This window comes from Streptomyces sp. NPDC057623 (genome assembly GCF_042800355.1).
Classification (GTDB): Bacteria; Actinomycetota; Actinomycetes; order Streptomycetales; family Streptomycetaceae; genus Streptomyces.
Window position 1 is genome coordinate 166082 of record NZ_JBHVGZ010000003.1, and the last position, 13555, is coordinate 179636.

Here is a 13555-nt window from a genome sequence, read left to right on the forward strand (position 1 = left end):
ATACTCGCCGGTACGGTTGAGTGAGCAAGCGCTTAGACATGTACCGGTGGAGGTGGGCGGCGTGCGCCGTACGGTGTTCAACGAGGATCACGAGGCGTTCCGGGAGACCATCCGCGCCTTCATCGAGGCCGAGGTCGTCCCGGTCTACGACGAGTGGTTCGCGGCGGGCCAGGCGCCCCGCGACTTCTACTACAAGCTCGCCGAGCTCGGCGTCTTCGGCATCCGCGTCGACGAGGAGTACGGCGGCGCCGGCATCGACTCGTACAAGTTCGAGGCGGTGATGTACGAGGAGACCGCCCGCGCGGGTGTGCAGTTCGGCGGCTCCGGCGTGCACGTGCTGCTCGGTCTGCCGTACATCAAGATGCTCGCCAGCGACGAGCAGAAGAAGCGGTTCCTGCCGAAGTTCGTCTCCGGTGAGGAGATGTGGGCGCTGGCGATGACCGAGCCGGGCACCGGCTCCGACCTCGCGGGCATGAAGACCACCGCCAAGCTCTCCGAGGACGGCACGCACTACGTCCTCAACGGCTCCAAGACCTTCATCACGGGCGGCGTGCACGCCGACCGCGTGATCGTCTGCGCCCGCACCGACGCGCCCAGCGCCGAGGACCGCCGCCACGGCATCTCCCTGTTCGCCGTGGACACCAGGTCCGAGGGCTACTCCGTCGGCCGCAAGCTCGACAAGCTCGGCCTGAAGACCTCCGACACCGCCGAGCTGGCGTTCGTCGATGTGAAGGTCCCCGTCGAGGACCTCCTCGGCGAGGAGAACAAGGGCTTCTACTACCTCGGCCACAACCTCGCCTCCGAGCGCTGGGGCATCGCCTTCGGCGCCTACGCGCAGGCCAAGGCCGCCGTCCGGTTCGCCAAGGAGTACGTCCAGGACCGCACCGTCTTCGGCAAGTCCGTCGCCTCCTTCCAGAACACCAAGTTCGAACTGGCCGCCTGCCAGGCCGAGGTCGACGCCGCCGAGGCCGTCGTGGACCGCGCACTGGAGGCCCTGGACGCGGGCGAGCTGACCCCCGCCGAGGCCGCCAGCGCCAAGCTGTTCGCCACCGAGGTCGCGCACCGCGTGATCGACCGCTGCCTCCAGCTGCACGGCGGCTACGGCTTCATGAACGAGTACCCGATCGCCCGTCTGTACGCGGACAACCGCGTCAACCGCATCTACGGCGGCACCAGCGAGATCATGAAGTCGATCATCGCCAAGGACATGGGCCTGTAGGGCTCCGGAAACTCCCCGCCAGTAGAAAAGGTGCCATGAACCAGGCACTACAGGGTCTCCTCGATCTGCTCGACCTGGAGCAGATCGAGGAGAACATCTTCCGCGGCCAGTCCCGCTCCGCCGTCGTGCCGCGTGTCTTCGGCGGCCAGGTCGCGGCCCAGGCGCTGGTCGCGGCCGGGCGTACGGTCGCCGAGGACCGGCACGCCCACTCCCTGCACGCGTACTTCCTGCGCATGGGCGACCCCGGCACGCCCATCGTCTACAACGTCGAGCGCATGAGCGACGGCCGCTCCTTCACCACCCGGCGGGTGGTCGCGGTCCAGCACGGCAAGCCGATCTTCGCCCTGTCGGCCTCGTTCCAGGTGTACGAGGAGGGCATGGACCACCAGATCCCCATGCCGCCCGCGCCCGACCCGGCGACGCTCCCCACCTCCGAGGAGCGGCTGCGTGGCTACGACCACCTCGACCCGGACGTCGTCGAACGCTTCCTGGAGGCACGCCAGGCGGTCGACCTGCGCTATGTCGACGAGCCGCCGTACGGCAGGTTCGGCGAGCCCCGCGAACCGCACTCCCAGGTCTGGTTCCGCACCAACGGCAAGCTGGCCGACGACCCTCCCCCAGACTCCGTCTGGGGGGACCCCCACCTGCACGTCGTCCTGGCCACGTACGTCTCCGACATGACCCTCCTCGACTCCGTCCTGCTCGCGCACGGCCGGGGCGGCTGGGCCGTCGGGGACGTGGTCGGCGCCTCCCTGGACCACGCCATGTGGTTCCACCGCCCGTTCCGCGCGGACGAGTGGCTGCTGTACGACCAGGAGTCGCCGTCGGCGCACGGCGGGCGCGGCCTCGGCCAGGCCCGCATCTACACGCAGGACGGACAGCTGGCGGTCTCGGTGATCCAGGAGGGCGTGGTCCGGGTCCCCCGGCCGACGTCGCGCGGCACCGCCTAGACCAGTCCCGCCTCCGCCAGCAGGAACGCCGTCATCGGGTCGTAGTGACGCGGGCTGACCACGTGGTCGTCCAGGGGCACCACCACCTGCACCGTCCCCTCCGCCTCCGCGAGGAACAGCGCCGGGTCGTTGCAGTCCGCGTATCCGACGGAGTCCACCCCGTGCTGCCCCGCGTAGCCCGCCCAGCCGTGGTCGGCGACGACCAGGTCCGGCAGCGGGCGCTCCGCGCGTTCGAGGCCCGTCAGGATGGCCTTCATCGGGTCGCCGGAGTGGGTGTGCCAGAGGGTGGCGCCGTGTTCGAGGACCGCCACGTCGGCGAACTGCATGACGTAGCCCTCGTCGGTCTGGAGGCCCTCGGGGATGACGACGATCTCGCAGCCCGCCGTGCGCAGCGCGGCGGCGGTGGCGCGGTGGACGTCGAGCAGGCCGCCCGGGTGGCCCGTCGCGAACAGCACCCGCTGCTGTCCGTCCGCCGCCTTGCGCAGCCGGGCCGCCATGCGCTCCAGGGCGGCCACCGTCAGCTCGGGGTCGATGGTGTCCTGACCGTGGCGGTGCTCCGCGTCGTCGTTCACGCCGACGCGCTCCGCCATCACCGCGAGCACGTCCTGCTCGTCGGTCCAGCGGTCGCCGAGTTCCAGGCCCAGCCAGTAGTGGCGGTTGCCGTTCGCCAGCTGGCGGTAGTGGGAGAGGTTGTTCTCGCGGGGCGTCGCGACGTCGCCCGCGATACGGGTTCTGACGAGGTGGTCGACGAGCTCGGCGCGGCTGGGTGTCCCGGGTATCGGCATGCCTCCCATTGTGAGGCAGACAACTACGGGAACGCCCGCGTCCGGGGCGCGTGCGACGCGGGTCACTGTACGGACCACCGCCCGGCGCGGGTCACCGTTCGCCGTGGCGCAGGGCGAACCACAACTCCATACGTACGTCCGGGTCGTCCAGGTCCGTGCCGAGGAGCGCCGCGCAACGGGCGATCCTCCCGCGGACCGTGTTGCGGTGGACGGACAGGGCGACGGCCGTGCGGTCCCAACTGCCGTGCAGGGAGAGCCAGGTGCGCAGGGTCTCCGTGAGGGGGGCGGTGAGGGGCGCGAGGAGAGCGCGGGCGTGGGACTCGGCCTCGTCGGGGGAGAGCAGGTCGGTGAGGGCCGGGCGGTGGGTGCCGTGCCGGAACAGGGGCGTCCGGGTGGCCAGGGCGCGGGCCAGGGCCCGGGCCGCCTGGGTGTCGGCCGTCGGCCAGCCCGGAGCGTCCGCGGGGGCACTGACGCCCAGGGTCCAGCCGGGCTGCGGGGACGGTTCGCGGTCCGCCGGGGCGAGGACGCGCACGACGTCCGGCGCGAGGTCGACCAGCGGGGAGCCGAGGGCCGCGCCCAGCGCCGAGGCGGCCACGGGGTCGCAGGGCTGGGCGTCCGGGCGGCCGTGGACCACGAGCCAGCGGTCGGCGCCCAGGAGGGGGGCCACCGTCTGCGGCTCGGCGCCCAGCAGCAGCCGTACGAGCGCCGACGAGCGGGCCGCTCCCGAGCCGCTCTGGTGTTCGCCGGTGAGGAGGGAGAGGAGCACGGCGGCGACGGAGGCGATGGTGTGGTCGCCGGGGTCCCGGTGCGGGGCGGCGACTCCCAGGACGAAGCCCCGGCCGGCGCCGAGGGCGTAGGCGGCGAGGTGGGTGCCGGCGACGGTGTCGGTGGCGGAGGTGGGCGTCCCCGGACCTGAGGGCCGCACGACCGACGCGAGCGCGGACAACGACCCGCTCACCGCCTCCTCCGGCTCCCGCCCCGCCTCCCCGATCACCGTGCCCTCCGGCCCGTACAGCACCGCCAAGCCCCCCGTCCGCTGGGCCAGCTGCCGGACCACCGCCCGTACCGGATCAGGGCGGGAGGCCGCCGCGGCCAGGCTCTGCTGGGCCTCCGTCACACGGCGCAGTTCGGCGTGGCGGGCCCGGGCCATCAGCTGCCAGACCGCGCGGGCCACACCCGAGAAGGTCGTCCGGGGCGGCACCTCCAGGAGCGGGAGGCCGTACGCGTCGCAGGCCGCGACCAGGGCACGGGGCACCGTGTCGTGGACGGGGGCGAGCCCGAAGCCGAGCGCCGCGCCGCCCGCCGCCACGATTCTCGACACGTAGTCGTCGAAGTACGTCCCCGAACCCGCCGCCTGAGGGATGTGCACCCCTGCCGTGAGCAGCAGCTCGCCGCCCAGCAGATACGGATAGGGGTCGGCCATCTCCGAGGTGTGGGCCCAGTGGACCGGCGGGTCCGCGTCCGTCGGGCCGGCGATCCGGCGCAGGCCCAGGTCCGCACGGGCCAGGAGCGCCGAGAGCGGAACCGGTGGGGTGGGCGGGACTGCGGGCTCGGGCATGGGACGTTTCCTACAGTCGAGCTGTCTCGGATGGATGAAACGTACACTTCGCAGTCACTTTCCGGCCACCTACTGTCGGTCCAGACCGGCAGCCGCGGGTACGGGCGGATGTCCCCGCGAGCCGCTGCCGACCGTCCCCACCCCCCCTTGCACGACACGCCACCGGGATGTTCGCGAAGGAGGCCCTACATGGCCGTCGACTACACCGTCATCGTCGTCTATCTGGCCGGCATGCTGGCCATGGGCTGGTGGGGCATGCGCCGCGCCAGGTCCAAGAGCGAGTTCCTGGTCGCCGGCCGCCGGCTCGGCCCGACGATGTACTCCGGCACCATGGCCGCCATCGTCCTCGGCGGCGCGTCCACCATCGGCGGTGTCGGGCTCGGCTACCAGTACGGGCTCTCCGGTGCCTGGATGGTGTTCACCATCGGCCTCGGACTCCTCGCCCTCTCCGTCTTCTTCTCCGCCCGCATCGCCCGCCTGAAGGTCTACACCGTCTCCGAGATGCTGGACCTGCGCTACGGCGGCCGGGCCGGGGTCATCTCCGGTGTCGTCATGTGGGCGTACACCCTCATGCTCGCCGTCACGTCGACCATCGCGTACGCCACGATCTTCGACGTCCTCTTCGACATGAACCGCACCGTCGCGATCGTCCTCGGCGGCTCGATCGTCGTCGCCTACTCGACGCTCGGCGGCATGTGGTCGATCACCCTGACGGACATGGTCCAGTTCGTGGTGAAGACGATCGGTGTGCTGCTGCTCCTGCTCCCCATCGCCGTCGTCAAGGCCGGCGGGTTCAGCGAGATGAAGGCGCAGCTGCCGACCGAGTACTTCGACCCGCTGGGCATCGGCGGCGAGACGATCTTCACCTACGTCCTGATCTACACCTTCGGCATGCTCATCGGACAGGACATCTGGCAGCGGGTGTTCACCGCGCGCGGCGACAGGACGGCCAAGTGGGGCGGCACCGTCGCCGGCACCTACTGCCTCGTCTACGCCCTCGCCGGTGCCGTCATCGGTACGGCGGCCAAGGTGCTCTACCCCAGGCTCGGCAGCGCGGACGACGCCTTCGCGACCATCGTCAAGGACGAACTCCCGGTCGGCGTAAGGGGGTTGGTGCTGGCCGCCGCCCTCGCCGCCGTGATGTCCACCTCCTCCGGCGCGCTCATCGCCTGCGCGACCGTCGCCAACAACGACATCTGGTCGCGGGTACGGGGCGTGGTCCGCCCCGACGAGGACGCGCACGACGAGGTGAAGGGCAACCGCGCCTTCATCCTGATCATGGGCGTCGCCGTGATCTGTACGGCCATCGCGCTCAACAACGTCGTCGAGGCGCTGACCGTCGCCTACAACCTGCTCGTCGGCGGACTGCTCGTGCCGATCCTCGGCGGGCTGCTGTGGCGGCGCGGGACAGCGCAGGGCGCGCTCGCCTCGGTCGTCGTCGGTGGCGTGGCGGTGATCACCCTGATGGCGACCCACGGCATCCTCGCCAACGAGCCCGTCTACTACGGCCTGCTGTCTTCCCTCGCCGCGTACCTCGCCGTCTCCTTGATGACGAGGCCGACCGACGCGGCCGTACTCGCCGTCTGGCGTGAGCGCCTCGCGGGGCGGGATCCCGAACTCGTGTCCGAACCCGTACCGGCTCACCAGTAGAGTCGTAGGCAGATATCCCGCATACGCGATGAAGCGTAGGAAAGAAGGCATTTCCACATGAGCAGCAACGAGACGCCCCGCGGCCCCGTCGACTCCTCCCGCATCCCGCGGTACGCCGGACCCGCGACCTTCGCCCGGCTCCCGCGCCTCGACGAGGTCGGCCGCGCCGATGTCGCCGTGGTCGGCGTGCCGTTCGACTCGGGGGTCTCGTACCGGCCGGGCGCCCGCTTCGGCGGCAACGCGATCCGTGAGGCGTCCCGGCTGCTGCGCCCGTACAACCCGGCGCAGGACGCCTCCCCCTTCGCGCTCGCGCAGGTGGCGGACGGCGGGGACATCGCGGTGAACCCGTTCAACATCAACGAGGCCGTGGAGACCGTTGAGGCGGCCGCGGACGACCTGATCGGCACGGGCGCCCGCCTGATGACCCTGGGCGGCGACCACACCATCGCCCTGCCGCTGCTGCGCTCGGTGGCGAAGAAGCACGGCCCGGTCGCCCTGCTCCACTTCGACGCCCACCTCGACACCTGGGACACGTACTTCGGCGCCGAGTACACCCACGGCACGCCCTTCCGGCGCGCGGTGGAGGAGGGCATCCTCGACACCGAGGCGCTCTCCCACGTCGGCATCCGCGGCCCGCTCTACGGCAAGCAGGACCTGACCGACGACGAGAAGATGGGCTTCGGCATCGTCACCTCCGCCGACGTCTACCGGCGCGGCGCCGACGAGGTCGCCGACCAGCTGCGCCAGCGCATCGGCGACCGCCCGCTGTACATCTCCATCGACATCGACTGCCTCGACCCGGCGCACGCCCCCGGTACCGGCACCCCCGAGGCGGGCGGCATGACCTCGCGCGAGCTGCTGGAGATCCTGCGCGGCCTCGCGTCCTGCAACCTGGTCTCGGCGGACGTCGTCGAGGTGGCGCCCGCGTACGATCACGCCGAGATCACGTCGGTGGCCGCGTCCCACACGGCGTACGAACTGACCACGATCATGTCCCGCCAGATCGCGGCGGCCCGTGAGGAGAACGAGGGCAAGTGACCCACGACCACGACCTGGTGCTCCGCCCGACGGAGGCGCAGATCGCCGCTGCTCTGAACCCTCCCGCCGGCCGCAACGGCGGAGACCTGGTCGTGGAGACACTGGCCGCGCTCGGCGCGACCACGGTCTTCGGGCTGCCCGGCCAGCACGCGCTGGGCATGTTCGACGCGCTACGGCGGTCCGACCTGCGCTACCTCGGGCTGCGGGTGGAGAACAACGCCGGGTTCGCGGCGGACGCGTACGGCCGGATCACGGGTGAGGCGGCGCCGCTGCTGCTGTCGACCGGCCCGGGGGCGCTGACCTCGCTGGCCGCGCTCCAGGAGGCGGCCGCGGCCTCGGCCCCCGTGCTGGCGATCAGCAGCCAGGTCCCGACGGCGGGGCTGGGCGGTGGCAGGCACGGGTACCTGCACGAACTCCCGGACCAGGCCGCGTCGTTCAGGGGCGTGGTGAAGTCGGTCCACACGGTCCGCACCCAGTCCCAGATCCCCTCCGCGATCGAGGCCGCCTGGAAGTCGGCGCTGACGGCACCGCACGGCCCGGTCTGGGTGGAGATCCCGCAGGACGTGCTGCTGGCCGAGACGTCCCTCCCGGTCGTGACGGGCGGCGACGCCTTCCCCGACGAGCTGCCGCCGCGCCCCGAACTGACGGCCGTGGCGGCCCACCTGCTGTCGCGAGCAGCGCGCCCGGCGATCATCGCGGGCGGGGGAGTGGTCCGCGCGGACGCCTCGAAGAAGCTCCGGCAGCTGGCGGAGACGCTCCGGGCGCCGGTCGTCACGACGCCCGGCGGCAAGGGCGCCTTCCCCTGGACGCACCCCCTGTCCCTGCAGTCCTGGATCGAGGACCGGCACACCACGGACTTCCTGGAGGACGCGGACGTACTCCTGGTGGTCGGCTCGGGCCTGGGCGAACTCTCCTCCAACTACCACACGTTCGAGCCGCGCGGCCGGGTCATCCAGATCGAGGCGGACCTCGGCAAGCTGGAGTCCAACCACCCGGCACTCGGCATCCACGCGGACGCGCGCCTCGCCCTTCAGGCGCTGCTGGAGACGGTGGCGGACAGGGAGGACGCGGGCGCGCCGGAGCGGGTGCGGGAGGTGCTGGCGAAGGTCGCCGACCGTATCGCCGCCCAGGAACTCACCCTGGAACAGCAGGTGTTGGCCTCGGTGCGCCGTGCCCTCCCCGCCGACTCCCCGTCCTTCTGGGACATGACGATCCTCGCCTACTGGGCCTGGTCGGCGTTCGACGCCAAGGGCCCCAACCACATGCACTCCGCCCAGGGCGCCGGCGGCCTCGGCTACGGCTTCCCGGCGGCCCTCGGCGCGGCCGCCGCGGACCCGACCCGTCCGGTGCTCGCGGTGTCCGGCGACGGGGGCGCCCTGTACTCGATCGCCGAACTGGCGACGGCCCGGCAGTACGACCTGAACGTCACCTGGCTCATCGTCGACGACGGCGGCTACGGCATCCTGCGCGAGTACATGACCGACGCCTTCGGCGAGGCCACGGCCACGGAGCTGACGCGGCCGGACTATGTGGCGCTGGCGGAGTCGTTCGGGGTCTCCGGGGTCCGTACGACCCCGGAGACGCTTGAGGCGGACCTGGCGAAGGCGCTTCAGACCCCCGGCCCGTCGGTGGTCGTCCTCCCGGCGGTGCTGCGGATGTTCGCGCCGACGCACCTCACGACATGACTACCCAGGAGCCCTGCTCGCGCGTGTTGTCGACGTGGTCGCGGTTGTAGCAGGCGTCGTCCACCGCGGGGCCGGTCACCGGTACGGCCCAGGGGACGAGCGCGAGTGCTGCCCGGCAGAGGTTGGGGGCGGAGTGGCCGGCGATGGTGACACGGCCCCGGTCGCCGTCGTCGGCGTGGGCCGGGGCGGGGGCGGCGAGTACGAGGGCTGCCATGGTGCACGCGGCGAGCGCGCTGATCTTCTTCATAGCCGGGTCAACGGCATCGGATCGGTGCAGGTCATTCCGCTGTACAGGTGGTGACGGAACGCGCCGGGGTCGACGAGACCCCCGGCGCGTCCACGGCGACCGAACAGGGTCCGGTCGCCTACCAGATCGCCTCGACCCACTCCGGGTGGTCGATGAACGGGTTGCGGTTGTGCTGGTAGGAGTCGTAGATGACCTCGTTGCGGCGCTCCTCGAACGCGCTCGGCGGGTCAGCCTCGTTCCATGCCTTGAGGACGGAGAGCTTGCCCATGAAGGGGTTGGAACCGTTGCCGACCTTCTCGTTGGGCTCCAGGTCGGCCCAGCCGTCGTCACCCTCGTAGCGCACGGCCATGTAGAGGATCATGCGGGCCACGTCGCCCCGGTCCGCGGCGCGGGGCGCGAAGGAGTCGGAGTCGACGGTGCTGCCCCCGCCGTTGGTGACGGCGCTGCCGCCGTTGTCGAAGTCCAGGTTGCCGCGGATGCTGTTGACCTGGACGTCGCAGGCGCGCAGGTGGTGCAGGTCCGTGCCGGGGCCGATCGCCTCGCCGAAGTCGCCGTGGGACTTGGCCCAGGTGTGCTCGCGGTTCCAGTTGCCGGTGCTGCCGCCGTTGAGGGACTTGCTGCGGGAGACGCCGCTGTACAGCAGGAGCACGTTGCTGCTGTTGTTCGGGTCCTGGTCGGCGGCCTTCAGCGCGTTCCAGACCGCGGAGTACGAGATCTTCGTCTGGTCGCTGATGATCGTGTGCAGTGAGTCCTTCAGGGCCGTGCCGGTCTTGCCGATCGCGTCGGCGTAGTACGTGTCGTCGTACTCCGTCGTGGTCGCGGCGGCGGGGGAGGCCATGAGCGCCGGGGTGGTGAGGCCGACCAGGACGGCTGCCGTCGTCAGCGCCACGGACTTCCAGCGGCGGTGGCGTATGTGTGTCGCCAGCATGTGGGGTGTCCCATCTACGCGGGTTGAATGGAGGCGGCAATCGGGAGAGTGGCATGGACATGCGGTGGTGTCGAGGGCTTGCACGTGTCCATTGCGTGACGGGAAACGGCAAATCGGCGCTTGTCTACGCGAGTTGCTACGCGAACGGGAGCGTGAAACGGCCCCCGACAGGGAGTCGGGGGCCGTTGCGCGGAAAGCCGAGCCGGTGTCAGCTGACGTCCGACGGGTCCAGCCGGTAGATCGTCGACTGGTTGCTCTGCGAAGAGGAGGACGACGCGGACGAGGAGTTGGCGCTGTACTCGCTCTCCTTCACCGCCGTCCCGTTCTTCTGCACCCACTCCGTGACCGCGGAGCTGACGTCGCTGCCGCCGCCGGGGCCGCCGCCCATGCCGCCGCCACCGATCTGGATGTAGTGCAGCTGCCCGCTCTTCACCAGTTTCTTGAGCTTGGCCGTCGTCATCGCCTTGTCGCTGCCGGACCAGCCCCACATGGAGATGACGGGCTCACCGCTGCTGACGATCAGCTGGGCCGCGCTCTGCGAACTCGACACCGCGAGCAGCCACTTGGCGCCGTCCTGGTGCTTCTTGAGGTACGTGATGAGCTCGCTGCTCGCGCCGCCCATGCCGCCGCCGGGGCCGCCGCCCATGCCGCCGCCGCCCATGCCGCCGGGCTGGGTGCCGTTGCCGGTGGCGGTTCCGCCGGGGGCCGTACCGCCATTGCCATCGCCGGTGCCGTTCGGTGGCGTACCGCCCATCTCGCCGGTTCCGCCGGGGGCCTGGCCGGTTCCGCCGCCCGGCATCGTCTGCCCGCCGCCGTTCTGGCCCTGCTGCTGCCCGCCGGGGAAGCCGCCCTGTTCGCCGCCTGCCTGGCCGTTCTGTCCGCCCTGTTGTGTATCGCCCGGCAGCTGACCGCCGCCGAAGCCACCCCGGCCGCCGCCACCGCCGCCACCGGGACCGCCGCCGAAGCCGCTCCCCGTCGAAGGTCCGGCCGTCGGGTTCGTACCGCCCATGCCGCCGCCCGAACCGGACGGCACCGACCAGGCGTACGCCGCCGGACCCGCCACGGCCGCGACGACCGCCGCCACCACGGATGCCGCCAGCAGCCGTACCCGTGTCCCGGACGCGGACCGGAAGACGAGCAGGCCCACGATCGCCAGCGCCATGACGACGGCCACGGCCGGCCACAGCCAGGTGTTCCAACCGGAGGCCCGCCGCAGCAGGACGACCGCCCAGACCGCCGTGACGGCAAGGCCCGCGGGCAGCACCCACGCCCATCGCCGGTCGGCGCGGAAGGCGCGCAGCAGCATCACGCCGCCGCCTCCGCACAGGGCCGCGATGCCCGGGGCGAGCGCGGTCGTGTAGTACGGGTGCATCGTGCCCTCGGCCATGGCGAAGGTCAGGTAGTGCAGCGCGGTCCAGCCGCCCCACATGAGCAGCGCGGCGCGGGTCAGGTCGGTGCGCGGGGCGCGCCCGCACAGCACCAGGCCGCCGACGCACGCGATCGCGGAGAAGGGGATCAGCCAGGAGATCTGGCCGCCGAGGATGTCGTTGAACAGGCGGCCGAGCCCGGCGGTGCCGGAGAACCCGCCGCCTCCGCCCCCGCCGCCTCCGCCGTTGCCCTCGCCGCCGAGGATCCGGCCCAGGCCGTTGTAGCCCATGATCAGGTCCCAGGCCGTGCCGTCCGTCGAACCGCCGATGTACGGGCGTTCGTCGGCGGGCACGAGCGAGACGGCGGCCGCCCACCAGAAACTGGAGACGGCGAGGGCGACACCGGCGACGAGCAGGTTGACGATCCGCTTCGCGAGCTTCGGCTTCGCGGCGTACAGGTAGACGGCGAAGACGGCGGGCAGCGCGATGTAGCCCTGGAGCATCTTGGTGTTGAAGGCGAGCCCGAAGCACACCGCGGAGCCGACCAGCGGCAGCAGCCTGCCGTTGTGGACGGCCCGCAGGGCGAGCGCCGCGCCGCCGGCCATCAGGAACACCAGCAGCGTGTCCGGGTTGTTGTCGCGGTTGATGGCGACCGTGATCGGGGTCAGGGCCAGGACCAGGGCGGCCACCGTCGCCGCGCCGTGGCCCCACACCCGCTTCACCGAGGCGTGCACGATCCAGATCGTCGCCAGCGCGACCAGGATCATCGGCAGCATCATCTGCCAGGTGCCGTAGCCGAAGACCCGGCACGACAGGCCCATGACCATCAGGGCGAACGGCGGCTTGTCGACGGTGAGGAAGTTGCCCGCGTCCAACGAGCCGAAGAACCACGCCTTCCAGCTCTGCGTGCCGCTCAGGACGGCCGCGCTGTAGAAGCTGTTCAGGCCGGAGCCGGAGAGGTTCCAGGCGTACAGCACCGCCGCCAGGGCCAGGATCGCGATCAGCGCGGGCAGTGACCAGCGCGGTGCCTTGTCCGGGGGTGCCGCGGGCGGGGCCGGCGGTGGCACGTCGGGGGTCACGGGCGTGTGGGGGTGGTGATCGGTGGCTGATGTCACCAGCGCATCGTGTGCGGCGGGGGTGGGTGCGCGCTGTGCCGGACCTTGCGCTTGCCTGTGAGTTCTCCAAGGGGTCCGTAAAGCCTGACCGCCCTCGTCTCCCTCCGGTGCGGGCCCGGGGAGCGTGATCAGCGCGCGGTGCCGTCCGTCCCGCTCCCGGCTTCGCCCGGTGCGGTCGGGGGCGGACCAGAGGCGCCCGCCGGTCCGGCCGGCGGAAGCTCGGGCTCGGGCGGCGCCCCGACCGGCGTGTAGCCCCGGGGCTCGCCGACGGCCGCGAGGAAGGCACGCTCCTCGGGGGTCAGGCCGTCGTCGGTGACACCGTCGTCCTGGGACATCGTGCGCTGCTCCTAGCTGTCCTGGTCCTGCGGGGACCGGCCGGGGCGGCGGTCCGGGGGGTCGAGCAGTTCCAGTATGTCGATGTCCTCGGCCCGCACGTACAGTCCGCGGGTGCTCTCCACCCGGGCGAGGAAGGCGCCGTCGGCCGCCATCCGGTACGAGGACTCCAGATACAGTTCCGGACCCTGCGGGTAGGAACTCGCGTACGACTTCCCGCCGTACCAGCCACCCACCCAGGTGCCGTCCTTGAGGCGGACCCGGACGAAGGTGCCGTCCCGGTCGCGGAACATGTGGTCCCAGGCGGTCGGCGTCCCCCGGTACCGCCCGCGCAGCCGCCGCTGTTGCGCCCAGGACACCGCGAGCGCACCGAGCGCGGGGAGTGCGAACAGCAGGAGCAGGGCATACAGGGCCGCCGTACGCGTCCGCTCCGGGAAGCTCTCCGGGCGTACCAGGTCCGCCAGTTCGCCGCCGAGGACGGCGAAGTAGAGGCCGTTCAGCACGATCGACGCCGTCAGCGCACGCAGCAGCCGGTGTCCGAGATCGGCCTCGCCGGGCACCGGGCCCCGACGGTTCTCGCGGACGAACTGATAGACGACGCCGGGCAGAAAAGCCACCACCACCAGCACGAGTTGGGTCACTGATGAGGGCGGTTGCATCGGGCATCGGCACCTTGTGCG

At 71.7% G+C, this 13555-nt stretch carries 12 protein-coding genes; 5 read left to right on the top strand and 7 right to left on the bottom strand.

What is annotated here, in order from left to right:
- The first annotated feature begins 61 nt into the window (after positions 1-61).
- Together ACFU95_RS05030 and ACFU95_RS05035 are read left to right on the top strand one after the other, a co-directional pair.
- Positions 62-1219: an acyl-CoA dehydrogenase family protein gene (locus ACFU95_RS05030; RefSeq protein ID WP_383821815.1), complete on the top strand. Its 1158-nt coding sequence runs from the start codon at positions 62-64 to the stop codon at positions 1217-1219.
- A gap of 35 nt (positions 1220-1254) precedes the next feature.
- Positions 1255-2169, top strand: a complete 915-nt coding sequence (locus ACFU95_RS05035) for an acyl-CoA thioesterase (protein WP_383821818.1) — start codon at positions 1255-1257, stop codon at positions 2167-2169.
- On the opposite strand, the gene ACFU95_RS05040 is transcribed toward ACFU95_RS05035, so the two are convergent.
- Both ACFU95_RS05040 and ACFU95_RS05045 read right to left on the bottom strand, forming a co-directional pair.
- Positions 2166-2954, bottom strand: a complete 789-nt coding sequence (locus ACFU95_RS05040; protein WP_383821821.1) for a phosphatase — start codon at positions 2952-2954, stop codon at positions 2166-2168. The genes ACFU95_RS05035 and ACFU95_RS05040 overlap by 4 nt on opposite strands.
- A 91-nt stretch (positions 2955-3045) precedes the next feature.
- A complete protein-coding gene (locus ACFU95_RS05045) occupies positions 3046-4512 on the bottom strand; it encodes a PucR family transcriptional regulator ligand-binding domain-containing protein (RefSeq protein ID WP_383821824.1) in 1467 nt (488 codons plus the stop codon).
- 189 nt (positions 4513-4701) lie between these two features.
- Between ACFU95_RS05045 and ACFU95_RS05050 the strand changes: the two genes are divergently transcribed.
- From ACFU95_RS05050 to ACFU95_RS05060, 3 genes are read left to right on the top strand one after another with little or no spacing between them, the layout of a single operon-like run.
- Positions 4702-6162: a sodium:solute symporter gene (locus ACFU95_RS05050; protein ID WP_383821827.1), complete on the top strand. Its 1461-nt coding sequence runs from the start codon at positions 4702-4704 to the stop codon at positions 6160-6162.
- Positions 6163-6219: 57 nt separating this feature from the next.
- Positions 6220-7200, top strand: a complete 981-nt coding sequence (gene speB, locus ACFU95_RS05055; RefSeq protein ID WP_383821830.1) for an agmatinase — start codon at positions 6220-6222, stop codon at positions 7198-7200.
- The gene (locus ACFU95_RS05060; protein WP_383821833.1) at positions 7197-8885 is read left to right on the top strand and encodes a thiamine pyrophosphate-binding protein; all 1689 of its coding nucleotides are present in this window, start codon (positions 7197-7199) and stop codon (positions 8883-8885) included. The genes speB and ACFU95_RS05060 overlap by 4 nt, the downstream gene beginning before the upstream one ends.
- On the opposite strand, the gene ACFU95_RS05065 is transcribed toward ACFU95_RS05060, so the two are convergent.
- From ACFU95_RS05065 to ACFU95_RS05085, 5 genes are all read right to left on the bottom strand, one after another.
- The gene (locus tag ACFU95_RS05065) at positions 8875-9132 is read right to left on the bottom strand and encodes a hypothetical protein (RefSeq protein ID WP_383821836.1); all 258 of its coding nucleotides are present in this window, start codon (positions 9130-9132) and stop codon (positions 8875-8877) included. The two genes, ACFU95_RS05060 and ACFU95_RS05065, sit on opposite strands and share 11 nt — an antisense overlap.
- 118 nt (positions 9133-9250) lie before the next feature.
- A complete protein-coding gene (locus ACFU95_RS05070) occupies positions 9251-10060 on the bottom strand; it encodes an endonuclease I family protein (RefSeq protein WP_383821839.1) in 810 nt (269 codons plus the stop codon).
- 208 nt (positions 10061-10268) lie between these two features.
- A complete protein-coding gene (locus ACFU95_RS05075) occupies positions 10269-12542 on the bottom strand; it encodes an ArnT family glycosyltransferase (protein ID WP_383821842.1) in 2274 nt (757 codons plus the stop codon).
- 128 nt (positions 12543-12670) lie between these two features.
- Positions 12671-12877, bottom strand: coding sequence for a hypothetical protein (locus tag ACFU95_RS05080; RefSeq protein WP_383821845.1), 207 nt, complete (start codon positions 12875-12877; stop codon positions 12671-12673).
- Between the two features lie 12 nt (positions 12878-12889).
- On the bottom strand, positions 12890-13534 hold the full coding sequence (locus tag ACFU95_RS05085) for a DUF6338 family protein (protein WP_383821848.1): 645 nt from the start codon (positions 13532-13534) through the stop codon (positions 12890-12892).
- Positions 13535-13555: the final 21 nt, after the last annotated feature.